Origin of the sequence: Streptomyces thermospinosisporus (genome assembly GCF_039526425.1) — a bacterium.
GTDB lineage: Bacteria > Actinomycetota > Actinomycetes > Streptomycetales > Streptomycetaceae > Streptomyces > Streptomyces thermocarboxydovorans.
The window spans coordinates 42,101-65,084 of the sequence record NZ_BAAAIZ010000063.1 but is presented as its reverse complement, the minus strand read 5'-3'; the positions used below and the strand labels follow the sequence as shown (position 1 = coordinate 65,084).

General features: G+C 72.9%; 18 protein-coding genes. 12 read left to right on the top strand and 6 right to left on the bottom strand.

The window, feature by feature from the left end:
* Positions 1–192 precede the first annotated feature (192 nt).
* Positions 193–3,171 carry an SARP-family global regulator AfsR gene (gene afsR / locus ABD207_RS21010; protein ID WP_344014633.1) on the bottom strand — a complete coding sequence of 993 codons (2,979 nt, stop codon included), beginning with the start codon at positions 3,169–3,171 and terminating at the stop codon, positions 193–195.
* A 237-nt stretch (positions 3,172–3,408) separates the two neighbouring features.
* On the opposite strand from afsR, the gene ABD207_RS21005 reads away from it, so the two are divergent.
* The 6 genes from ABD207_RS21005 to ABD207_RS20980 all read left to right on the top strand — a co-directional run bounded on the left by ABD207_RS21005 (position 3,409) and on the right by ABD207_RS20980 (position 10,985).
* Positions 3,409–4,674 (top strand): amidohydrolase family protein, encoded by a 1,266-nt coding sequence (locus tag ABD207_RS21005; RefSeq protein ID WP_344014632.1) that lies wholly within the window; start codon positions 3,409–3,411, stop codon positions 4,672–4,674.
* 5 nt (positions 4,675–4,679) lie between these two features.
* Entirely contained in the window at positions 4,680–5,603 is a 924-nt protein-coding gene (locus ABD207_RS21000) for an LLM class F420-dependent oxidoreductase (RefSeq protein WP_344014642.1), read from the top strand.
* Positions 5,604–5,665: 62 nt separating this feature from the next.
* Positions 5,666–6,433 carry an SDR family NAD(P)-dependent oxidoreductase gene (locus tag ABD207_RS20995; RefSeq protein WP_344014631.1) on the top strand — a complete coding sequence of 256 codons (768 nt, stop codon included), beginning with the start codon at positions 5,666–5,668 and terminating at the stop codon, positions 6,431–6,433.
* Positions 6,434–6,564: 131 nt separating this feature from the next.
* Positions 6,565–7,683 (top strand): LLM class flavin-dependent oxidoreductase, encoded by a 1,119-nt coding sequence (locus ABD207_RS20990; RefSeq protein ID WP_344014630.1) that lies wholly within the window; start codon positions 6,565–6,567, stop codon positions 7,681–7,683.
* Between the two features lie 120 nt (positions 7,684–7,803).
* Positions 7,804–9,534 carry an N-acyl-D-amino-acid deacylase family protein gene (locus ABD207_RS20985; protein WP_344014629.1) on the top strand — a complete coding sequence of 577 codons (1,731 nt, stop codon included), beginning with the start codon at positions 7,804–7,806 and terminating at the stop codon, positions 9,532–9,534.
* Positions 9,531–10,985 (top strand): aldehyde dehydrogenase family protein, encoded by a 1,455-nt coding sequence (locus ABD207_RS20980; protein ID WP_425580778.1) that lies wholly within the window; start codon positions 9,531–9,533, stop codon positions 10,983–10,985. The genes ABD207_RS20985 and ABD207_RS20980 overlap by 4 nt, the downstream gene beginning before the upstream one ends.
* A gap of 35 nt (positions 10,986–11,020) precedes the next feature.
* Here ABD207_RS20980 and ABD207_RS20975 read toward each other — a convergent pair whose 3' ends face one another.
* Both ABD207_RS20975 and ABD207_RS20970 read right to left on the bottom strand, forming a co-directional pair.
* Positions 11,021–11,413, bottom strand: a complete 393-nt coding sequence (locus tag ABD207_RS20975; RefSeq protein ID WP_344014628.1) for a nitroreductase/quinone reductase family protein — start codon at positions 11,411–11,413, stop codon at positions 11,021–11,023.
* 11 nt (positions 11,414–11,424) lie between these two features.
* Positions 11,425–12,942 (bottom strand): CehA/McbA family metallohydrolase, encoded by a 1,518-nt coding sequence (locus ABD207_RS20970; protein WP_344014627.1) that lies wholly within the window; start codon positions 12,940–12,942, stop codon positions 11,425–11,427.
* Between the two features lie 185 nt (positions 12,943–13,127).
* On the opposite strand from ABD207_RS20970, the gene ABD207_RS20965 reads away from it, so the two are divergent.
* The 4 genes from ABD207_RS20965 (at position 13,128) to ABD207_RS20950 (ending at position 17,927) form a co-directional block, all read left to right on the top strand.
* Positions 13,128–13,982 (top strand): LLM class F420-dependent oxidoreductase, encoded by an 855-nt coding sequence (locus ABD207_RS20965; RefSeq protein ID WP_344014626.1) that lies wholly within the window; start codon positions 13,128–13,130, stop codon positions 13,980–13,982.
* 292 nt (positions 13,983–14,274) lie between these two features.
* Positions 14,275–14,481: a hypothetical protein gene (locus ABD207_RS20960; RefSeq protein WP_344014625.1), complete on the top strand. Its 207-nt coding sequence runs from the start codon at positions 14,275–14,277 to the stop codon at positions 14,479–14,481.
* A 130-nt stretch (positions 14,482–14,611) separates the two neighbouring features.
* On the top strand, positions 14,612–17,197 hold the full coding sequence (locus tag ABD207_RS20955) for a bifunctional FO biosynthesis protein CofGH (protein ID WP_344014624.1): 2,586 nt from the start codon (positions 14,612–14,614) through the stop codon (positions 17,195–17,197).
* 169 nt (positions 17,198–17,366) lie between these two features.
* Entirely contained in the window at positions 17,367–17,927 is a 561-nt protein-coding gene (locus ABD207_RS20950) for a L,D-transpeptidase (RefSeq protein WP_344014623.1), read from the top strand.
* 99 nt (positions 17,928–18,026) lie between these two features.
* On the opposite strand, the gene ABD207_RS20945 is transcribed toward ABD207_RS20950, so the two are convergent.
* Positions 18,027–18,545: a DUF2165 domain-containing protein gene (locus ABD207_RS20945; RefSeq protein ID WP_344014622.1), complete on the bottom strand. Its 519-nt coding sequence runs from the start codon at positions 18,543–18,545 to the stop codon at positions 18,027–18,029.
* Between the two features lie 101 nt (positions 18,546–18,646).
* Here ABD207_RS20945 and ABD207_RS20940 point away from each other — a divergent pair, with 101 nt between their 5' ends.
* Complete coding sequence (locus tag ABD207_RS20940) at positions 18,647–18,877, top strand: hypothetical protein (protein ID WP_344014621.1); 231 nt, start codon at positions 18,647–18,649, stop codon at positions 18,875–18,877.
* A 77-nt stretch (positions 18,878–18,954) separates the two neighbouring features.
* The gene (locus tag ABD207_RS20935; RefSeq protein WP_344014620.1) at positions 18,955–20,073 is read left to right on the top strand and encodes an ADP-ribosylglycohydrolase family protein; all 1,119 of its coding nucleotides are present in this window, start codon (positions 18,955–18,957) and stop codon (positions 20,071–20,073) included.
* Between the two features lie 186 nt (positions 20,074–20,259).
* Here ABD207_RS20935 and ABD207_RS20930 read toward each other — a convergent pair whose 3' ends face one another.
* Both ABD207_RS20930 and ABD207_RS20925 read right to left on the bottom strand, forming a co-directional pair.
* Positions 20,260–20,583 (bottom strand): hypothetical protein, encoded by a 324-nt coding sequence (locus tag ABD207_RS20930; protein ID WP_344014619.1) that lies wholly within the window; start codon positions 20,581–20,583, stop codon positions 20,260–20,262.
* Between the two features lie 310 nt (positions 20,584–20,893).
* Entirely contained in the window at positions 20,894–22,846 is a 1,953-nt protein-coding gene (locus ABD207_RS20925) for a DUF2062 domain-containing protein (protein ID WP_344014618.1), read from the bottom strand.
* Between the last annotated feature and the right edge of the window lie 138 nt (positions 22,847–22,984).

Below are 22,984 nucleotides of genomic sequence, written 5' to 3'. Positions count from 1 at the left end.
TCAGACGTGGTTCGCGGGGCCCGCCCGGTCATTCCCCCGAGGATGGCCGGACGGGCCTTCGGCCGCTCAAACCCTGGTTCGCAGGCTCACGGCCCTGACGCCGACCCATCTGCCCCCCGACGCGACGGATCGACTGAGTCGAGAATGGCGTGCGGCGATAAACGAATGATGAACGCCGGGCGTGCCGAGTTGTCAGGCCGCACTGACGGGGTTGAGGAGCTCCCGCACGGCGGACGCCTCGGGCGAGCCCAACTCCTCGTAGATCTCCAGGGCGTCCTGCCAGCACACCTGTGCACGGCCGGTCTGGCCAATGCCGGTGAGGGCGTGCCCGAGCACGGTCAGAACATTTCCCCGCCGCCACTCGCCGCCGATGCCGCGCAGGACGGTCAGCGCCATCTCCGCGTTGCTGGCCGCCTGTCCGAAGCGGCGGGCGGCGATGTCGACCTCCGCCAGGCGGAACAAGGTCATACCCTCCCACAGCCGCTGCCGGCTCTCGCGGAAGACGCCCAGCGCCTCCAGGAGCCGTTCCGCCGCCTCGTCGAGCCGGCCGCTCTGCGTGAGGGCCATGCCCAGCGCATACCTCCCGTTGGCACCGCGCATGGAGTTCCCCATCGCGTCGTAGATGGCGATGCCCTCCTGCGCGAGTGCCACCGCGCTCCGGGTGCGCCCCATCGCCAGGTGGATGCGCGAGAGATTGCACAGCGCGCTGGCCTCGCCAGGGCGGTCACCCAGGGCGCGGAAGTGCTCGATGGCCTCGGAGAGATGGGCCTCCCCGTCCTCGTAGCGGCCCTGATAGAGCGCGATGACGCCCCGGGCGTTGTGCGCCCAGCACACCGGCAGGATGTCGACGGCCTCGTGGGCGAGGCGGATGACCTGTTCCGCCTCCCGGTCGGCCATGTCGAACCGGCCGCCGTCCAGGTGCGCGTGCGCCAGGGTCATCAGCGCCCGTGCCTCGACCCGCGGCACCCCGAGCCGCTGGGCCGCCTCCAGCAGCGCCCCCGCCGTCGCCTCGTACTCCTTGGGATTCGCCCCGGACTCGGAGATGTCGAGGGCGGCCCACAGCAGGTCGATGGCCTTGCGCAGGGTCTCCTGGCCGGTCACCGACTGACGGGCATGCGCCAGCAGGCAGTTCGCCTCCGTGTAGAGCCAGTCGCGTGCGCTGTCGCGGTCCTCGAAGGTGAGAGCCGGGCGTTCGGGCACCGCCAGGTGGTCCACCAGCCGGTCCCCCGGCCGTTCGATCGCATAGACCCTAGCCGCCGTCGCCAAATAGAAGTCCAGCAGGCGGGACATGGCCGCGTCCCGTTCGCTCGGCGGGTGTTCGTCGCGTTCCGCGCAGGCACGCGCGTAGAGGCGGACCAGGTCGTGGAAGCGGTAGCGGCCGGGGGCCGCCGACTCCAGCAGGGACGTGTCGACCAGGGACTCCAGCAGGTCCTCGGTCTCCTCCTGCGGCAGGTCGAGGACGGCGGCCGCGGCGGACAGGGAGATGTCGGGGCCGTCGGCCAGGCCCAGCAGGCGGAAGGCCCGGGCCTGGGCGGGCTCCAGCTGGCCGTAACCCAGCTCGAAGGTGGCCTTCACCGCCAGGTCGCCCGCCTGGAGTTCGTCCAGGCGCCGGCGTTCGTCGGCCAGCTTCGCCGCCAGCACCGACACCGTCCAGGTGCGGCGGGCCGCAAGCCGGGACGCCGCGATGCGGATGGCCAGCGGCAGGAAGCCGCAGGCCGCCACCACGTCAAGCGCGGCCTTCCGCTCGGAGGCCACCCGCTCCTCGCCCACGATCTTGGTGAAGAGCGCGAGCGCCTCGTCGGGGGACATCACGTCCAGGTCGACCAGGTGCGCGCCGGCCAGGCCGACCATGCGCATGCGGGAGGTCACCAGCGCCGCGCAGCCCTCCGTGCCCGGCAGCAGCGGGCGCACCTGCGCCGCGTCCCGCGCGTTGTCCAGCAGGACCAGCACCCGGCGTCCGTCCAGCACCGACCGGTACAGCGCCGCCCGCTCCTCCAGCGTGTCCGGGATCGCCGAGTCCGGCGTGCCGAGGGCCCGCAGGAAGGAACCCAGGACCGTCTCCGGCTCCGCGGCGCGCGGGCCCGCGCCCTGGAGGTCGACGTAGAGCTGGCCGTCAGGGAAGGCCGGGCGGGCCTGGTGGGCGACATGCACCGCGAGGGTCGTCTTGCCGACGCCGCCGATGCCCGCCAGCGCCGACACCGCCATCACCCGGCCCTCCGCCGAGGAGAGCAGGTCGCCCAGTTCGCGGACGAAGGAGGCCCGGCCGGTGAAGTCGGGGACGGAGGCGGGGAGTTGGGCGGGGCGGACCCGAGCGGTGGACGGCTCGGCCTCGGGGGCGGAGGGCTCGGCCAGCGCGGGGTCCGCGCGCAGCACCCGCTGCTGCAGCACGCGCAGCTCCGGGCGCGGATCCACGCCCAGCTCCTCCGCCAGCAGCCGCCGGGTGTCCGCGTACACCGCCAGCGCCTCCGCCTGCCGCCCGCTGCGGTACAGCGCCAGCATCAGCAGCTCGCGCAGCCGCTCCCGCAGCGGATGCGCCGCGGTCAGCGCGGTCAGCTCCGAGACCGCCTCCGCGTGGCAGCCCTGCTCCAGGTCCATGTCCAGCCGCGTCTCGAGCAGTTGCAGCCGCCACTCCTCGAGCCTGACCCGCTGCGCCTGCGCGTACGGGCCGGGCACCCCGGCCAGCGTCTCCCCGTCCCACAGGGCCAGCGCCTGCCGCAGCACCTCCCGCGCACGGCACAGGTCCCCGGTGTTGCGGGCCTTCTCCGCCTGGGCCGCCAGCTCCTGCGCCACTGCCAGGTCCAGCGCGCCCTCGCCGAGCCCGCGCACCGCATAGCCGCCGGACTCGCTGACCAGCACGCCCGGATCCAGCACCTTGCGCAGCCGGGAGGCGTAGGTGCGCACCGCCGCCAGCGCCTGAGACGGCGGCTCCTCGCCCCACAGGGCGTCGATCAGCTCGGCCGCCGTGGCGGTACGGCCCTCGCGCAGCAACAGGGCCGCGAGCAGGGCGCGTTGCTGGGGACTGCCGGTGGCGAGCGGCTCGCCGTCGCGCCAGGCGCGCACCGGACCGAGCACGCCGAAGCGCAGCCCTTCCGTCCCGGCCCCGGAACCGGACCCGGAGTCCGGACCGGATGCGGACCTCCGCTGCTCCGGCACTCGCGGTACACCGTCCATGCAGTGAGTCCCCCTATGCGTCCTGCTGCGCACTCCGAGCAACCAGGCCAGTTTGCCTTGTTCACGGCAGATGCGTCAGCCGTGCGAGACACCCGTCACAGGCCGTGGGACCAGGTCCACACAGGGTTCTCACACCGTCCGCCTACTCGTTCGCACAGATCACTCCTCCGACGGCCGCGAAGGCGTAGCTGAACGACGCAGCTGACGACCCGTCAGATCGGCGCTACGGTGGCCGGCATGGAGACCACCGAGACCACCGAGACCACCACCGCCACCACGTTCCCGCTGATCATCTCCGTCGACGACCACACCGTCGAGCCGCCGGGCGTCTGGCAGAACCGGCTTCCGAAGAAGTACCTGGACACCGGCCCCCGGGTGGTCCGCGCCCCGCTGAAGGAGATGTCCTTCCTCGGCGGGCGCTTCAAGCCCGTGATGGGCGAACCGGGCAGCGACCCCGGCGCCCCGGTCGGCGACTGGTGGGTCTACGAGGACCTGCACCGCCCCCTCACCCGCCTCGACACCGCCGTCGGCTATGACCGGGACGAGATCAGGCTCGAGGTGATCACCTACGAGCAGATGCGCCCGGGCTCGTACGACGTGACCGCGCGCCTCGCCGACATGGACGTCAACCACGTCCAGTCCGCCCTGTGCTTCCCGACCTTCCCCCGCTTCTGCGGGCAGACCTTCACCGAGGCCGCCGACCGCGAGCTGGCCCTGCTCTGTGTGCGCGCCTACAACGACTGGATGGTGGAGGAGTGGTGCGGCCCCGAGGCCCAGGGACGCCTGATCCCGCTCACGCTGATCCCGCTCTGGGACGCCGAGCTGGCGGCGCGCGAGGTACGCCGCAACGCCGAACGCGGCGTGCGGGCCGTGGCGTTCTCCGAGATACCCCCGCACCTGGGCCTGCCCTCCGTGCACACCGACGACTGGGACCCCTTCCTCGCCGCCTGCGACGAGACCGGCACCGTCATCGCCATGCACATCGGCTCCAGCAGCCGCATGCCCTCCACGTCCGCCGACGCCCCGCCCGCCGTCGGCTCCACCATCACCTTCGCCAACTGCTGCTTCTCCATGGTCGACTGGCTGATGAGCGGCAAGTTCGAGCGCTTCCCCCGACTGAAGGTGATGTACGCCGAGGGCCAGATCGGCTGGATCCCGTACATCCTGGAGCGCGCGGACACCGTCTGGGAGGAGAACCGCGGCTGGGGCGGCGTCGCCGGCAAGGTGCACCGGCCGCCCTCGGAGCTGTTCGCCGAGCACATCTGCGGCTGCTTCTTCGACGACGCCTTCGGCCTGCGCAACCTGGACGCCATCGGCCCGGGCAACGTCCTGTACGAGACCGACTACCCGCACTCCGACTCCACCTGGCCGAAGTCCCGCGAGGTCGGCGAGGCGCAGACGGGCCACCTGGACCCCGCCGTCGTGGAACGCATCGTCCGCGGCAACGCCATCGACCTCCTCGGCCTCACCCCCGACGGACTCTGGCCGGGCGGTGCCCGGTGACCGGCCTGCGCTACGGCATCCAGCTGCCCGTCCAGTCGCAGAGCACCCTCTACGCCGAGCCCTGGGAGGCCGGCGCGGGCCCCGAGGACCTGCGGGAACTCGCCCGCACCGCCGACCGGGCCGGCTTCGACTACCTCGCCTGCTGCGACCACGTCGGCGTCCCGCACCGCCTGGCCGCCGCGATGAGCACGGTCTGGTACGACCCCGTGGCCACCCTCGCCCATCTGGCCGCCGTCACCGAACGCGCCCGGCTGCTCAGCCATGTCGCCGTCGTCGCACTGCGCCACCCGCTGCTCACCGCCAAGCAGTACGCCACCCTCGACCACCTCAGCGGCGGCCGGCTGATCCTCGGGGCCGGCGCCGGGCACGTACGGGAAGAGTTCGAGGTGCTCGGGGTGGACTTCCGGCAGCGCGGAACCGTCCTGGACGAATGCCTGGACGCCCTGCGCGCCGCGCTGGGCTCCGAGGAGTACCCCGAGCACCACGGCAAGCTCTACGACTTCTCCGGACTCGGCCAGCGGCCCCGCCCCGCGCAGCCGCAGGTGCCGCTGTGGGTCGGCGGCTCCTCGCCCGCCGCCGTGCGCCGAGCCGCGCTCAAGGGCGACGGCTGGCTGCCGCAGGGCGACCCGCGGGACCGGCTGCCCGCCCGGATCGAGCGGATCCGCGAACTCCGCGACCGGGCCGGCCTCGACGGCCCCTTCACCGTCGGCGCCATCACCGAGCCCCTCTACGTCGGCACCCCCACCTGGCCCGTCGGCCGCCGCACCCTCACCGGCCCGGCGCAGCAGCTCGCCGAGTCGCTGCGCGCGTACCGCGCGATGGGCGTGCACCAGATCCAGGTGCGGTTCCGCAGCCGCAGCCGGTCCGAGGCCGCCGACCAGATCGCCACGTTCGGGGCCGAGGTCGGCCCCCTGCTCACCGAGGAATGACGCGAGGACCTACGGAGGACCGACGGAGTCCGACGATGGACCGACAAGGAGGGGCCAGGGCCATGGGCAAGCTGGACGGACGCGTCGTGCTGGTCACGGGCGCGGCCAGGGGGCAGGGAGAGCAGGAGGCGCGGCTCTTCGCCGAGGAGGGCGCGCGGGTCGTCGTCGCCGATGTGCTGGACGAGCAGGGCGAGGCGCTGGCCAAGGAGATCGGGGCGCTGTACGTGCGCCTCGACGTGGGATGCGAGGACGACTGGGAGGCGGCCGTCGCCGCCGTCCGGGAGACCCACGGGCACATCGACGGGCTGGTGAACAACGCCGGCATCCTGCGCTTCCACTCCCTGCTCGACACACCCCTGGACGAATTCATGGAGGTCGTCCGGGTCAATCAGGTCGGCTGCTTCCTGGGCATCCGGACGGTGGGCCGGGCCATGGCGGACGGCGGGACCATCGTCAACACCGCCTCCTGCACCGGGCTGACCGGCATGGCGGCGGTGGGCGCCTACAGCGCCAGCAAGCACGCGATCGTCGGGCTCACCCGGGTCGCGGCGCTGGAGCTGGCGGGGCGCGGGATACGGGTCAACGCCGTCTGCCCGGGGGCCGTGGACACGCCCATGTCCAACCCCGTCCCGGCCGGCGGGGAGGGCGGCGAGGAGACCGCGCGGGCGGTGGAGCGCCTGTACCGGCGGCTGGTGCCGCTGGGGCGGATGGGGACGGCACAGGAGGTTGCGCGGCTGGCGCTGTTCCTCAGCTGCGAGGACTCCTCGTACGTCACCGGGCAGCCGTTCGTGATCGACGGGGGATGGCTGGCGGGGCTGAACGTCGTATGACGGGTGCGGGCAGGTCCGGTATCTGACGGCACGTCAGCTATTGACGGTCCTGGGGAGTGGGTGGAACAGTCGGAAGCGCTGATCTGACGATCCGTCAGAAACTGTCGCTGGCGTAGGGGCGGTGAACTCCCTTGGAATTCGGGATCTTCGTGCAGGGATACGTCGGGAAGCGCGCCGAGACCGACCCGCTCGCCGAGCACAGGGCGCTGATGGAGGAGACCGAGTACGTCATCGAGGCGGACCGGTGCGGGTTCAAGTACGCCTGGGCCTCCGAGCACCACTTCCTGGAGGAGTACTCCCACCTCTCCGCCAACGACGTCTTCCTCGGCTACCTCGCGCACGCCACCGAGCGCATCCACCTCGGCTCCGGGATCTTCAACCCGCTGGCCCCGGTCAATCACCCGGTGAAGGTCGCCGAGAAGGTCGCCATGCTGGACCACCTCTCCGAGGGCCGCTTCGAGTTCGGCAGCGGACGCGGGGCCGGCTCGCACGAGATCCTCGGCTTCCTGCCCGGCGTGACCGACATGAACCACACCAGGGAACTCTGGGAGGAGACCATCGCCGAGTTCCCCAAGATGTGGCTCCAGGACGAGTACCAGGGCTTCCAGGGCAAGCACTGGTCGCTGCCGCCGAGGAAGGTGCTGCCCAAGCCGTACGGGAAGTCCCATCCCGCGATGTGGTACGCCGCCGGGTCCCCGCCCTCGTACGCCATGGCCGCGCGCAAGGGGCTCGGGGTGCTCGGGTTCAGCGTGCAGAAGGTCTCCGACATGGAGTGGGTGCTGGAGCAGTACAAGTCGGCGGTCGTCGACGCCGAGCCGGTGGGGGACTTCGTCAACGACAACGTGATGGTGACGACCACGGCGATCTGCGCGCCCACGCATGCGGAGGCGGTGCGGATCGCCGTGGACGGAGGGCTGCACTATCTGCCCTCGCTGGTCTTCCGGTACCACGACACGTTTCCCCGGCCCGAGGGGTTTCCGGTGTGGCCGGAGACGTTGCCGGAGTACACGGAGGAGTTCATCGAGCTGATGATCCAGGACGAGCTGCTGATCTGCGGGGATCCGGATGAGGTGCTGCGGCAGTGCAAGCGGTGGGAGCAGGCGGGGGCGGATCAGCTGAGCTTCGGGCTGCCGGTGGGGGTGCCGAGGGAGGAGACGTTGCAGACGATTCGGTTGGTCGGGGAGTACGTGATTCCGAAGATCGATACGGATCCTGTGCATCGGACGTCCCGGTTCCGGGGTGCCGCGTGAGCGCCGTTGCGGTGTGCGGGTGGCTGGTGGTTGGTCGCGCCCACGCGGCGGTAGCCGCATATCGGACAGAGCCCCGCGCCCCTAAGTAGGTCACCTCACCGTTGGTCAGGAGGCGGAGCCATGCTTGATCACCTCATCAAAGGGGTCACCGTCGTCGATGGGACCGGGGGGCCCGCGTTCACGGCTGACGTCGGGATACGGAACGGGCGGATCGTCGGCGTAGGGAAAGTCACCGAGCCTGCCCGTACGTCGGAGGATGCGGGCGGGCTGGTGCTCACGCCCGGGTTCGTCGATCCGCACACCCACTACGACGCGCAGCTGTTCTGGGATCCGTACGCCACCCCGTCCCTCAATCACGGGGTCACCACCGTCGTCGCCGGGAACTGCGGGTTCACGCTGGCGCCGTTGCATCCCGGGCGGCCGGAGGATGCCGACTACACGCGGCGGATGATGGCCAAGGTGGAGGGGATGTCCCTGGTGGCGCTGGAGCAGGGGGCGCCCTGGAGCTGGCAGGGGTTCGGGGAGTACCTGGACGCGCTGGAGGGGCGGATCGCGGTCAACGCCGGGTTCATGGTGGGGCACTGTGCGCTGCGGCGGTATGTCATGGGGCCGGAGGCGGTCGGCGGGCAGCCCACCGAGGAGCAGCTCGGCGCCATGCTGCGGCTGCTGCACGAGTCGATGGACGCCGGGGCCTGGGGGCTGTCGACCACGCAGTCGTCCACGCACTCCGACGGGGACGGGCAGCCGGTGGCGTCCCGGCATGCGCGGCCGGGGGAGCTGCTGGCGCTGGCGCGGGCGGTCGGGGAGCACGAGGGGACGCAGCTGGAGGCGATCGTCGCGGGCTGCCTGGACCGGTTCAGCGACGACGAGATCGAGCTGCTGGTGGAGATGAGCGCGGCGGCCGGGCGGCCGCTGAACTGGAACGTGCTCACCGTGGACGCCGCCGTGCCGGACCGGGTGCCGCGGCAGCTGGAGGCCGGTGAACGGGCGCGCAAGGCCGGCGGGCGGGTCGTCGCCCTCACCATGCCGATCCTCACCCCGATGAACATGTCGCTGGGCACCTTCTGCGCGCTCAATCTGATCCCCGGCTGGGGCGAGGTGCTGGGCCTGCCGGTGCCGGAGCGGATCGGGAAGCTGCGCGACCCCGCCGTGCGCGCCGAGATGCTGCGGCGCGCCGACTCCGAGGAGGCGGGCGTCTTCCGGCGGCTGGCCGACTTCGGCCGGTACGTCATCGGCGACACCTACAGCCCGGCCAACGCGGGTCTGACCGGGCGGGTGGTGCGGGACATCGCCCGGGAGCGCGGGCAGGACCCCTTCGCCTGCCTGGTGGACATCTGCGCCGAGGACGAGCTGCGCACCGTGCTGTGGCCGATGCCGCCCGACAACGACCCGGCGTCCTGGGCGCTGCGCGCCGAGACCTGGCGGCACGAGGACGTGCTGCTGGGCGGCTCCGACGCGGGTGCCCATCTGGACCGGATGTGCGGCGCCCCGTACACCACGCGTTTCCTCGGGGACTGTCTGCGCGGGCGCCGCCTTGTGGGTCTGGAGGCGGCCGTGAAGATGCTGACGGACGATCCGGCGCGGCTGTTCGGGCTGCGGGAGCGCGGCCGGATAGCGGAGGGCATGCACGCGGATCTGGTGCTGTTGGACCCGGAGCGGATCGACGCCGGCCCGGCCACCCTGGTGCACGACCTGCCGGGCGTCAGCCCCCGCCTGGACTCCAGGGCGCTCGGTGTGCGGGCGGTGTGGGTCAACGGCGTCGAGGTGATCCGCGACGACGTGGTGACCGGCGCCGTACCGGGCACGGTGCTGCGGTCGGGCCGGGACACGGAGACGGTGAGGACACGGTGACCGGGCTGCCGCAGCGGCTGTTCGTCGGCGGGCGGTGGATCGAGCCGGACGGCGGGCACTACGCGGTGACCGACCCCGCGACCGAGGAGACCGTCGGCTGGGCGCCCGAGGCGTCCCGCGAGCAGGCGGAGGCCGCCTGCGCCGCGGCCCGCGAGGCCTTCGGGGCCTGGTCGGCGACGAGGCCGGAGGAGCGGGCGGCGATCCTGGCCCGCGCCGCCGGGCTGGTGCGGGACCGGCTCGGGCCGTACGCCGAGCTGGCGCAGGAGGAGACCGGGGCGACCACCGGCACCGCCCGCGCCATGCAGGTGGGCGTGGCCGCCGCCCGGTTCCGGCGGTACGCGCGGGTGGAGCCCGCCGAGTGGGCGATCCCGCCGCAGATCAACGAGGCCGGTCCGCTGGGTCCCTCGACGGTGCTGGGCGCCCTGGCGGTGCGGCAGCCGGTCGGGGTGGTCGCCTGCATCACCTCGTACAACAACCCCTGGGCGAACGCCGCCGGGAAGGTCGCCCCGGCGCTGGCGATGGGCAACACCGTGGTGGTGAAGCCGGCGCCGCAGGACCCGCTGTCGGTGTACCGGATGGCGGAGGCGCTGCAGGCGGCCGGTGTGCCCGGGGGCGTGGTGAACGTGGTCTCCGGGCGGTCGCCCGGGGTCGGCGAGGCGGTCGTGGCCTCGCCCCACGTGGACATGGTGAGCTTCACCGGCTCCACCGCGGTCGGCCGCCGTATCGCCGAGGTGTGCGGGCGGGCGATGAAACGGCAGCTGATGGAGCTGGGCGGCAAGGGCGCCGCGCTGGTCTTCGACGACGCGGACCTCGAGGCGGCGGTCGCCGGCATCGGCACCACCTTCTCCTTCTACAGCGGCCAGATCTGCACCGCGCCGACCCGGGTGCTGGCCCAGCGCGGCGTCTACGAACGGCTGGTGGACCGGCTCGCCGCGTACGCCACCCGGCTGCCGGTGGGCGATCCGCGGGAGCCGGGCACGGTGGTCGGGCCGGTGATCTCGGCGGAGCACCGGGAGCGGGTGGAGGCGTATGTGGCGCTGGGCCGCAAGGAGGGAGCCACCGTCGTCGCCGGCGGTGAACGGCCGCCGCTGGAGCGGGGCTTCTACGTCGCCCCGGCCCTCCTCGCCGACTGCACCAACGACATGCGGGTGGCCCGGGAGGAGATCTTCGGGCCGGTGGTCGTGGTCGTCCCCTTCGACGTCGAGGAGGAGGCCGTGGCGCTGGCCAACGACAGCGAGTACGGCCTGATCGACTACGTGTGGTCCAAGGACGTGGCCCGCGCCTTCCGGGTGGCGCGGCGGCTGCGCACCGGCGGCGTCGGCGTCAACACCGTGGGCCGGAACATGGAGGCGCCGTTCGGCGGGTTCCGCGGCAGCGGCGTCGGCCGGGACGTCGGCTCCTACGCCCTGCACGCCTGCAGCGAGGTGCAGTCGATCGTCTGGCCGGGGTGAGCGGACGGCCCGCCCCGGCCGGACGACCGGCCTCGTCAGACGTCCAGGGCGATCCGCACCGTGAGCAGCCCGGCCCCCACGGCCCGCACCACCGCGCTGTTGTAGCGGGGCAGGGTGCGCAGCCGCGCCACGGGGTCGTCGCCGGGCAGCAGGTGGGCGGTGCCGGAGTACCAGCGCCCCCGGATGCGGATGCGCACCCGGGGGTTCGCCTTGATGTTGCGGACGTACTGGGAGCGCTCGCCGAACTCGGACACCAGCCAGAAGGAGTCACCGACCCGCCGCCCGCCCACGGGGGTGAGCCGGGGCAGCCCCGAGACGCGGCCGGTGGTCTCCAGCACGGTCTGGAACGGCAGCCGGCGCAGGACGGGGTTGATACGGCGCTGGAAGGCGGTTGCTCTCCGGTACTTGCGTTCGGCGTTCGCGGTCATGTGCGACGAGCCTACCGATGCCGCCGGCCCAGGAAGATCGGATTGGTGAAGGCGGCCAGCGCACCCGGCAGCGGGCCGGCGGCCGCCTCGTGCCGCAACTCGGCGCGCACATAGGCCGCGTACGAGGGTGTGGTGCGCCATTCGACGACCCCGGACCCGGACACCGGCAGCGGGGCGCTGGTGTGCAGCACGCCCTGGTCGGTGACCAGGCGGACCGTGCAGCGCGGTGCGCCGGTGACCTCCACGCGCACGGTGACCGGGGTGTCCCGGTCGACGTCCAGCCGCTCGCCGATCCCGGCGTGCCGGCCGCGCCCGCCGGAGGCACCGAACGTCAGGGAGACGTTGCTGGACTCGGCGACATAGCTGCGGCCCGCCCGGATGCCCTCCTGGACGGACCGCCGGGACAGCTCGTCGGCGAGGACCACCGTCTGCGGCAGCCCGACGGCGTCCGGGTCGCGGTGGGCGTCGCTGCTTCCCATCGCGGGGATCCAGTCCCGGCCGTCGCGCACCGAGGCCACCAGCATGCTGTCCCAGTCGGCCAGGGCCATCTCGTCGTCGGGTGTCCAGGGCCCGTTCCACACCTCGATCGCGTCCGCCTCGCCGAAGCCGAACTTCCAGTTGCAGCCGATGCAGGTGGCGTGCGGATGGGCCGGGACGACCAGGCCGCCCGCCCGCCGGATCTGGCGTGCGTACCGGCCGAAGCGGTTGTCGCGGGCCCGGTAGCGCCAGTCGACGAACGTCCCCGGGTCGGTGCCGAGGGCCACCACGTGCCCGTTGCGGGTGGTCACCTCCTCGCCCAGCATCACCAGCAGGTCGTCCCCGGCGGCCTCGGCCCAGTGGGCGTGCGCGGAGTGCGTGTTGTGGTCGGAGGAGTTGATGAAGTCCAGCCCGGCGGCGCGGGCGAGCGCGGCGATCTCCTCCGGGGTGCGGCGGCCGTCGGAGTGCCAGGAGTGCAGATGGCAGTCGCCCCGGTACCAGCCGCGGCCCCGCCCCTTGACCCGCTCCGGCGGATACACCGGCTTCGGCGTCTCGCCCGGCTCCCCGTAGGTCAGCGTCACGGTGATCTCGTACGACAGCCCCTGCGGGGCCACGGTGTACGGGCCGAGCGCGATGTGCCAGGTGCCCTCCCGCACGGGCCCCGGGATGTAGCCGGGGGTGGCCTCGTCCGCGCGCACGAAGAACTCGGTGCGCGCCCCGCCGGACCAGCCGCGGAAGCCCCGGCCGCCCAGCTCGGTGCCGCGCTCGTCGAACAGGCCGATGTCGAGGGCGTTGCCGGTGGTGCCGGGCGGCACGGACGGCCGGTCGTAGGTGTAGGAGACCCGGATCTCCCGCACGCCGGACGGCACCTCGACCGGCACGTACACGAAGTCGGGCGCGCCCGGCTCGAGGGTGCCGCGCACCGTTCTGGTCTCCCGGCCGCCGTCGCGGTCCGCCGCGGAAGCGAAGCTCACGCTTCCCAACGTAAGCGCGGCGGCGGCGCCCGTCACGAACACGGCACGCCGTCCGATGCCGGTGTGGTCCTCGCACATATGGCTGCTCCCCAGGTGTCGTCCGACCTGACTGTGGTTCCGACCTGACATGGGTGGTGCAGGGGTGGGACACGGGTGGTGCGTGCAACCTTTGTAGTGAGCGGTGAACTGCCGTGGAAGGCAAGGGGATCGGCGGATTTCCGGTGCGTGCGGGGAAAGGATTGCGTGCGGGGTAAGGATGGTGCATGCGTATCGCCGTCACGATCTTCCTCACCGACGAGACCATCACCCCCGTCCGGCTCGCGCGTGAGCTGGAGCAGCGTGGGTTCGCGGGCCTGTACCTGCCGGAGCACACCCATATCCCGGTGGAGCGGACCACGCCGTTCCCGGGCGGCGGGGAACTGCCGCGGGAGTACGGCCGCTGTCTGGACCCGCTCGTCACGCTCGGGCAGGCCGCCGCGGTCACCGAGCGGCTCGGGCTCGGCACCGGCATCACCCTGGTGGCCCAGCACGACCCGATCGTCCTGGCCAAGCAGATCGCCACCGTGGACCACCTGTCCGGCGGACGCCTCACCCTCGGCGTCGGCTTCGGCTGGAACGTGGAGGAGGCCGCCGACCACGGCGTCGACTGGCCCGCCCGGCGTGAGCTGGTGCGCGACCGGATGGCTTTGATGCGGGCGCTGTGGGCCGACGAACCCACCGCTTACCAGGGCGAGTTCGGCAGTGTCCGGGCCAGCTACGCCCACCCCAAGCCGGTGCAGCGGCCGCGCGGCCCGGTGACCGGCCCGCGCACCCTGGTCGGCGGGGCGGCCGGCCCCAAGCTCTTCGCCCACATCTGCGAGTACGCCGACGGCTGGCTCCCCATCGGCGGGCGGGGCCTGTCCGAGTCCCTGCCGCAGCTGCGCGCCGCCTGGGCCGACGCGGGCCGCGACCCGGACGCCCTCCAGGTCGTCCCCTACGCCGTCCACCCGAACCCGGGCAAGCTCGCCCACTACGCCGACCTCGGCATCGAGGAGGTCGTGGTCCAGCTGCCGTCGGCGGGGGAGAGCGAGGTACTCAAGGCGCTGGAGGCGTACGAGCAGTACATCGCAGGCCAGTGACGGTTTCTGACTGTGATTCAGTGCACGGGCGGTGGCCCTGATCGACTCCCGCTGATTACAGTGCGTGCAGACGAGCGAGCCCGGAAGCCCGGACACCGGCGCGGCGACTGACCACCGCCCGCCCGCGGGAGCGGTCCCGGCTCGTCCTGCCCCGCGGGTTCCCGCAGGGGCGGGTCCACGCACTCAGGGGGAGATCTCACATGACCCATCCGGCCTGCGGCGAGTCCGGGTACGGGCTCCTCACTCCGCGCCACCGCCCGGCGGTCCCGCACGACGAGACGCGCGCCGCGTCATGAGGCTCGCCTGGTTCAGCTGGTTGGTCCGGAATTTCGGGGGTTACGGATTCAGCGATGGGCCGCTGCGTGCCGCGATCGGCGCGGGCGCGGTGCTGCTGACCGCCTTCCTCGTCCGGATCACCCTGCACCGCCACCGCCCGGCCGCCGTGGCCGCCGCCGGTCTGACCTGCGCCCTGGGCTTCGGCTGGCTGGCCTTCCACTGACGAAGCCCCCAGAGTGGCCAGTGCGGCCTTGCGTCAGTGCCGAAACGCCTGGGCCGCAGCGGGCGGCTCGGGCCGGAAGCGGTGCGAAGCGTTCATGCCCGTCTGATCAGGGCGATCGTATGCTCGGAGAATGACGAATGCCGCGACCTCCGGATCCGGACCCACCGAGAACTCCCTGCGTCGCGCCCTGAAACGGGCCCGGGACGGGGTCTCGCTCGACGTGGCCGAGGCGGCGGTGCTGCTCCAGGCCCGGGGCGAGCATCTGGAGGACCTGTCGGCCTCGGCCGCCCGGGTGCGGGACGCGGGCCTGCAGGCGGCCGGGCGGCCCGGCGTCATCACGTACTCCAAGAGCGTCTTCATCCCGCTGACCCGGCTGTGCCGGGACAAGTGCCACTACTGCACCTTCGTCACCGTGCCCGGCAAGCTGCGCCGCGCCGGACACGGGATGTTCATGTCGCCGGACGAGGTGCTGGACATCGCCCGCAAGGGCGCCGCCCTCGGCTGCAAGGAAGCCCTCATCACCCTCGGCGACAAGCCGGAGGACCGCTGGCCCGAGGCGCGCGAGTGGCTGGACGCGCACGGCTACGACGACACCCTCGCCTACGTCCGTGCCGTCTCCGTCCGCATCCTGGAGGAGACCGGTCTGCTGCCGCACCTCAATCCTGGCGTGCTGAGCTGGACCGACTTCCAGCGGCTCAAGCCGGTCGCGCCCTCCATGGGCATGATGCTGGAGACGACGGCGACCCGCCTGTGGTCCGAGCCGGGCGGCCCCCACTACGGCTCCCCGGACAAGGAGCCCGCCGTGCGCCTGCGGGTGCTGGAGGACGCCGGCCGCTCCTCGGTCCCCTTCACCTCCGGCATCCTCATCGGCATCGGCGAGACCTACGAGGAGCGCGCCGAGTCGCTGTTCGCGCTGCGCCGGATCGCCCGGACCTACCACGGCATCCAGGAGCTGATCATCCAGAACTTCCGCGCCAAGCCGGACACCGCGATGCGCGGCATGCCGGACGCGGAACTCGACGAGCTGGTCGCCACCGTCGCCGTCGCCCGGCATGTGCTCGGCCCGTCCGCCTGCCTCCAGGCGCCGCCGAACCTGGTCGACGCCGAGTACGAGCGGCTGATAGCGGCCGGCATCGACGACTGGGGCGGCGTCTCCCCGCTCACCATCGACCACGTCAACCCCGAACGGCCCTGGCCGCAGATCGAGGAGCTGGCCGCGCGGTCCGCGGCGGCCGGCTTCGAACTGCGTGAACGCCTCTGTGTCTACCCGGAGTTCGTGCGGCGCGGCGAGCCCTGGCTGGACCCGAGGCTGCGCCCGCACGTGGCGGCGCTCGCCGACCCGGAGACCGGTCTGGCCCGCCCGGACGCGCAGCCGCAGGGGCTGCCCTGGCAGGAGCCCGACGAGGCGTTCACCGCCACCGGCCGCACCGACCTGCACCGCACCATCGACACCGAGGGCCGCAGCGCCGACCGCCGCGACGACTTCGACGAGGTGTACGGCGACTGGGGCGCCCTGCGCGAGGCGGCCGCCCCCGGCATGGCACCCGAGCGCATCGACACCGACGTCCGCCAGGCACTGGCGACGGCCGCCGACGACCCGACCCGGCTCACCGACGCCGAGGCGCTCGCCCTGCTGCACGCCGACGGTCCCGCGCTGGACGCGCTGTGCCGGATCGCCGACGACGTCCGCAAGTCGGCGGTCGGCGACGACGTGACCTACATCGTCACCCGCAACATCAACTTCACCAACGTCTGCTACACCGGCTGCCGCTTCTGCGCCTTCGCCCAGCGCCGCACCGACGCCGACGCCTACACGCTGTCCCTGGAGCAGGTGGCGGACCGGGCCCAGCAGGCCTGGGACGTGGGCGCGGTCGAGGTGTGCATGCAGGGCGGCATCCACCCCGACCTGCCCGGCACCGCCTACTTCGACCTGGCGAAGGCGGTGAAGGACCGCGTCCCCGGCATCCATGTGCACGCCTTCTCGCCCATGGAGGTGGTCAACGGCGCCACCCGCACCGGCCTGTCCATCCGCGAGTGGCTGACGGCGGCGAAGGAGGCGGGCCTGGACACCATCCCCGGCACGGCGGCGGAGATCCTCGACGACGAGGTCCGCTGGATCCTCACCAAGGGCAAACTGCCGGCGTCGACCTGGATCGAGGTCGTCGAGACCGCCCACGAGCTGGGCATCCGCTCCTCCTCCACGATGATGTACGGCCATGTGGACCAGCCCCGGCACTGGCTGCGCCATCTGCGGACCCTCGCCGGGATCCAGCAGCGGACCGGGGGCTTCACGGAATTCGTGACCCTGCCCTTCGTACACACCAACGCCCCCGTGTACCTGGCCGGCATCGCCCGCCCCGGCCCGACGGTCCGCGACAACCGCGCGGTGACGGCGATGGCCCGCCTCCTCCTCCACCCGCATATCCCCAACATCCAGACGAGCTGGGTCAAACTGGGCGCCGAGGGTGCCGCGGAGATGCTCCGCTCCGGCGCCAACGACCTGGGCGGCACGCTGATGGAGGAGACGATCTCCCGGATGGCGGGCTCCTCCTACGGCTCCTACAAGTCGGTCAGGGACCTGATCGCGGTGGCCCGCGCGGCCGGCCGCCCGGCGCGGCCCCGCACCACTCTCTACGGCGAGGTTCCCGAGGAGCGCCGCAGGGCGGCCGAGGCCTCGGACGGACACCTGCCCGAGCTGCTGCCGGTGCTGGACTGACCAGGCCGGACCGGGGGAGCGGGGGAGCGGACCGGCGGGAAACAGGGGATCGGGCTGGCAGGAAGCAGGGGGATCGGGCTGGCAGGAAGCAGGGGATCCGGCTGGCAGTAGGATGATCCGACCCCCCCTTGCGGGGTCGGACTGTGCCCGACCGAGGAGATGCGTACCGGTGTCTGCCCGACTTCCCTCGTGGGCCTGGGTGACCGGGCTGACCACGGGGGCGATCGCCGTGGTGGCCGTCCTGGCCGTGCAGGCGGACCAGGGGACCAAGCCCACCGCGTCCGCGACCCGGCCCAGCGCGTCGGCGACGGCGGACGCCAAACCGCCGGCCAAGCCGACGGAGCCGCCCGCCGTACCGGCTGGCTCCGGCACCGGCCGCCGCATCGTCTACTCACTCGGCGACCAGCGCGTCTGGCTGGTCGACGCCAGCGACACCCCCCGCCGCACCTTCAAGGTGTGGCCCGGCACGGTCACCCCGGACCCCGGCACCTACACCATCGGCACCCGCACCGAGGCCACCACCGGCAGCGACGGCGTCGAGGTCGAGCACATCATGTACTTCGCCGTGAAGTCCGGCGTCTCGGTCGCCTTCTCCAACGCCGTCGACGGCTCCTCGCCCCCGCCCGCCGCCTCCGGCACCAAGACCGGCGGCATCCGGGTCGGCAAGGCCGACGGCAAGGCGCTGTGGACCTTCGGCACGGCGGGGACGACGGTCCGGGTGGTCGAGTAGCCGAGCAGGCGAGCGGTCGAGTACCGGGCGGGGTCAGCCGGAGGAGTCGTCGAGTAGTTGGGCGGGGTCAGCCGGAGGAGTCGTCGAGTACCGGCGGCGTCAGCCGGAGGAGTCTCCGTCGCCCGCGCGGTCCTGCGGGAGGTGATCGACCAGCAGCACCACGCCGCTGAAGACGAAGACCCTGGTCGCCGCGTCCAGCCCGTTCCAGTCCTCCGACTGCCACATCGCGAACCACTCGCCGCCGATCGCCAGGAACCCGGCGCCGAACAGCAGCATCACCATCAGCAGACCGTAGGTGGAGACGCGGCGGGCCCGGGGCTGGTCGCGGCGCGCCCACAGCCAGGTGCCGTACAGCAGCACCAGCGCCGCGGCCGTCTCCCAGGCGATGATCGCCACATACACGGCGTCCTGGACACCCCGGTTGGTGATCGCCCGCCACATCAGGTCGTCGTCCTTGAACGTCGTGTCCATCGCCAGGACATGGCGGACGAACTCCTGGTTCGTCCCGAAGTCCGTGACGTTCCCCAAGGAGACCAGCGCCATGTAGAGGGCGACGGACGCGGTGAGCAGGGTCGCGGCCAGGGGCAGCGCCCCGCGAGAGGCAGCAGCATTCGGCATGTCACCTTCCCTTCCCGCCTCCCCCCGCACCTCAACCGCCCGACGAGCGATCCTGAGCCACAATGGGTCACGTCAACTTCACGGTGCGGAAGGGGTGTTCGGTGGCGGATGCACAGCTGTCGATGCAGCAGCTGGTCCAGCGGCGCAGAAGCGCCGCCCTCGTCGCCCGCAGCGCCGAACGCGAGTCGTGCCGTTCCGCCGAAGCCCTGGCCGACCTCGACCGGGCCCTGCAGCTGAAACCGCACTACGAGTGGGCCCGGATCCAGCGGGAGGCGATCAGCGGCCCCGGCGCGGAACCACCCGCGGAACCACCTCCTCCGCCATCGGCCTGAACGCCCCCTCAGCAGCACCTCCGCATTCGATTAGAGTGCTGGGCGTCGTACGTATGGACGGTGCCTGGGAGGTCTGGGTGGGTGCCACTGCCGGGCCCGTGTGGGGCCGTCGCGAGCAGCAGGACTTCCGCAGCCGGGTGCGCGGGACACTCCTCGGCGTGGCGGTCGGTGATGCGCTGGGCGCGCCCGTGGACGGGATGAGCGTCGCTGCGATCCGCGAGGCGCACGGCGCCGAGGGCCTCGTGGACATGGTCCCCGCCTACGGGCGCCGGGGCGCCGTCACCCACCACACCCAGCTGACCCTGTTCTCCGTGGACGGTCTGATCCGCGCCCAGGTGCGCCGCGACACCGGCGCCTGGCATCCGCCGACCGATCTGCACCGGGCGTATCTGCGCTGGGCCACCACCCAGCGCGACTGGGGCCCGGACGAGCGCCGCAAGGAGGACGGCTGGCTGGCCCGCGAGGAGTGGCTGTACGCCCGTCGCGACCCGGCCCGCGCGCTGCTGGTCGGCCTCGGCGACGACACCATGGGCACCCCGGACGCGCCGAAGAACCCCGGCGAGGCCGGCCCGGAGGCCGCGGCCCGTTCCGCGCCGTTCGGTCTGCTCGTCGGCTGGGAGCCCCAGCTGGTGGCCCAGCTGGCCGTGGAGTGCGCCGCCCAGACCCACGGCCACCCGGTCGCCTGCCTCGCGGCGGTCGCGTACGCGGTGACCGTGCACGCGCTGGCCCGCGGCGAGAACCTGGACGCGGCAGTGCAGCAGACCCTCGCCCTGCTGGCCACCCGCCCCGGCCACCAGCCGGTCTCCGACGCGCTGCAGCAGGCGCTGGGCGCGGTGCGGCAGGGCATACCCACCCCGGAGCGGGTGAGCGGTCTGATCGGCGCCGGAACCGCGGAGGGCGTCGTGTCCGCCGCCGTCTACTGCACCCTGGTCGGCCAGGACGTCCGGCGCTCGCTGTGCCTGTCCGTCAACCACGACGGACCCTCCGCCGCGACCGGCGCCCTCACCGGCGGTCTGCTCGGCGCCCTGCACGGCGAGACGGCCCTGCCCCCGGCCTGGCTGGCCGAGCTGGAGGGCCGCCCCACCATCCTGGAACTCGCCGACGACTTCGCCATGGAGATGACCCAGGGCCCCGCCCTCCACAGCCCCGCCGCCTCCTCCCCGGCCTGGCTCGCCCGCTACCCCCGCGGCGCCTGACCGGCACCCCCGGCCGGCAGCGCGACACCCAGGCACCGCGGCCGGCAGCGCGACACCCAGGCACCGCGGCCGGCAGCGCGACACCCAGGCACCCCGGCCGGCAGCGCGACACCCAGGCACCCCGGCCCGCAGCCCGACACCCAGGCACCCGGCACGGAGCCCTGCGCCGGCCCGGCCGTCAGACCCTCAGCCCGGCGGCCAGGTGATCCCCGCCGCCCGGAGCAGCCCGCTGTACCTGCGGTGCCGGCGGCGGGCGAGGACCGAACCGAGCGCCCACAGCCCGGCGAACAGCGCCCAGACGCCGGCGCAGACCACAAGGGCCGCCGGGGCGAACCCCGTCCGGTACAGCGGGATCAGCATGCCGAGCGGCAGGACCAGAAGGGCGGTCAGACCGCGCCGCCGGTGGGTGCGGCTGTGGTCGACCATGATCCGCGCGTACAGCAGCTCCACCTCCCGCCGCACCTCGGGCAGCGGACGCAGCCGGCGCCCGCCGGGCCGCATCCCGGGCAAGGGGCCGCCCCCGAGCGCGTCCGGAAACCGGGCGGCGGTGCGCGCCGCCCGCTCCGCGGCGTCCGGCAGCCGGCGGAAGGCGAAGTACGGGTTCGGGCTGCCCTTCGGCGAGAGCGGGGACAGGCCCTCGTACCGGTAGCCGTACTGCTCGGCGACACAGGCGAACGCGGCGAAGGCGCGCCAGGAGCCCGCAGATGCCGGGCGTCGAACCGCTCGGCACCCCGCGCGCTCTCCCTCAGCAGCGCGGACAGCTGCGCCCGCAGCACCACATGCCCCCCGGAGCCGGCCGGACCGCGCGAACGCCGCGCCGTCAGCGCAGCTCCTTTGGGCAGGGCGTGCCGCGCGGCAAGGTGTACGGGGCGGCCAGCCGGTAGGTGCCCGGCTTGGGCGCCAGCAGCACCGTCCAGCGGTCGCCGTTGGCGTCCTCCTCCGTCTCCATCAGACAGCCGTTGACGTTCTCGAACGTCCTCGGCTCACCCTCCGGGCGGTTCTTCGAGGCCTCCGTCTCCTGCGGAGGCTCCAGCTTCCTGCCCTCCTCGTCGACGATGCTCAGCCACGGCGAGTACGGGATGCGCACCAGGATCCGCCCGGCCTTCTCCACCCGCATCGTCATCTCGCCCTGCTCGGCCCGCTCCACCACCGCGTTCGGCTCCGCCAGCGGCGTCGGATCGATCACCTCGAACAGCTGCCAGTTGGCGTCGCCCCAGATCTGCTTCAGATACGGCAGCCCCCGCTGCACCAGCTGCCGCTCCCGCTGGCCGCCGTCGCCGTCCGGCTCGTCCTTCGGCAGGACCACGTAGTGCACGGCCCAGCGCTTGAGCCACTCGTGGTAGTTCGCCGAGTTGAGGGTGTCGTCGTAGAACAGCGGGTTGCGTTCCATGTCCGCCTGGCGGTTCCAGCCGCGCGCCAGGTTGACGTACGGGGCGAGCGCGGACGCCTCCCGGTGCGAGCGCGCCGGGACGACCTCCACCCGGCCCCGCTCGGCGCCGACCTCCTGCAGCTCGTTCACCAGCGGCGCCAGCTCACGCGCCCAGGAGGCGGCCGGGGTGGTGTGCACGATGTCGTCGACCGTCTTGTAGCCGATCCACCCGACGAACAGGGCGAACGCCGCCACGATCGCGTACCACTTGCGGGACTTCGGCACCGTGTAGGGCAGCGCGGCCACCAGCACCACACCGGCGAACAGCATCGCCAGCCGGGTGATGTTGGACCCGATCTGCGAGCTGATGAGCCACACCAGCACGACCCCGAGCCCGTACACCGCCGCCGTCAGCCGGACCGTCCGCCATCCCTGCGGCACCACCAGGTACACCACGACCGACAACGCCAGGGGGATGATCACCGAGCCGAAGATCATCGGCTGGGTCCCCGAGAACGGGAACAGCCACGCCGACAGCGCCACCACCGCACTCGGCGCCAGACCCAGGGCCCACGCGCCCGGCCGCCGCTTCTGCAGGAACAGCGCCACCGCCACCAGACCCACGAACAGCCCCGCGACCGGCGAGGCCATCGTCGCGAGCGCCGCCAGCGGGGCCGCGCACAGCGCCTTCGCCCAGCGCTTGTACCGCCACTTGTGCGGCCAGCAGAACACCACCGCGACCGCGCCCAGCGCGAACATCGTGCCCAGGCCGAACGTCACCCGCCCCGAGGCGGCGTTGCACAGCAGCGCGAACACCCCGGCCAGCGCCGCCCACAGGGGATTGCGCACCGCCCGGCTGCGCATCAGCATCAGCGTCAGCAGCCCCGCCGAGGCGGTCCCGGCGATCATCATGGTGGTCCGCACACCGAGCAGCGACATCAGGTACGGCGACACCACGCTGTACGACACCGGGTGCATCCCGCCGTACCAGGCGAGGTTGTACGCCCGGTCCGGGTGCCGGCCGACGAACTCCGCCCAGGCGTCCTGCGCCGCGAGGTCCCCGCCACTGTTGGCGAACGTGAAGAACCAGACGATGTGCAGCACTCCGGCGAACCCGGTGACCGACAGCACGGGGTGCCGCAGCATGCGGGCGCGCAACGCGAGGAACGCGGCCCGGGAACGGGAGCCGCGGGCGGCATTCCCGGTCACGGAAGGGGCGTCGGCGGCGGGCCGCCCCGAAACCGCACGTTCACGCTCCGGGACGGTTCTGTCCGGTGCGGCCCCGTCCACCGCGGAGTCCCGTTCGTCCACGCCTATTCGCGGACCGTCAGGCCCCTGCCCGGGTTCCGGTCGTCCGGTGCCCGGACCGGAGTCGTCGGCGTGTGTCGGCTCCGCTGTGGCCACCTGAAGGCACTCCCCGTGTCCCGTCTTCCGTATCGGCTGCCGCGTGTCGTCCGCAGCCGTTCCCACTGCGTCCGGTCGCCGGCGACCTGCCCGTTTCGTGACGCTAGCAGACCGCCTGCCGGCCGTCGCCCGCGACGG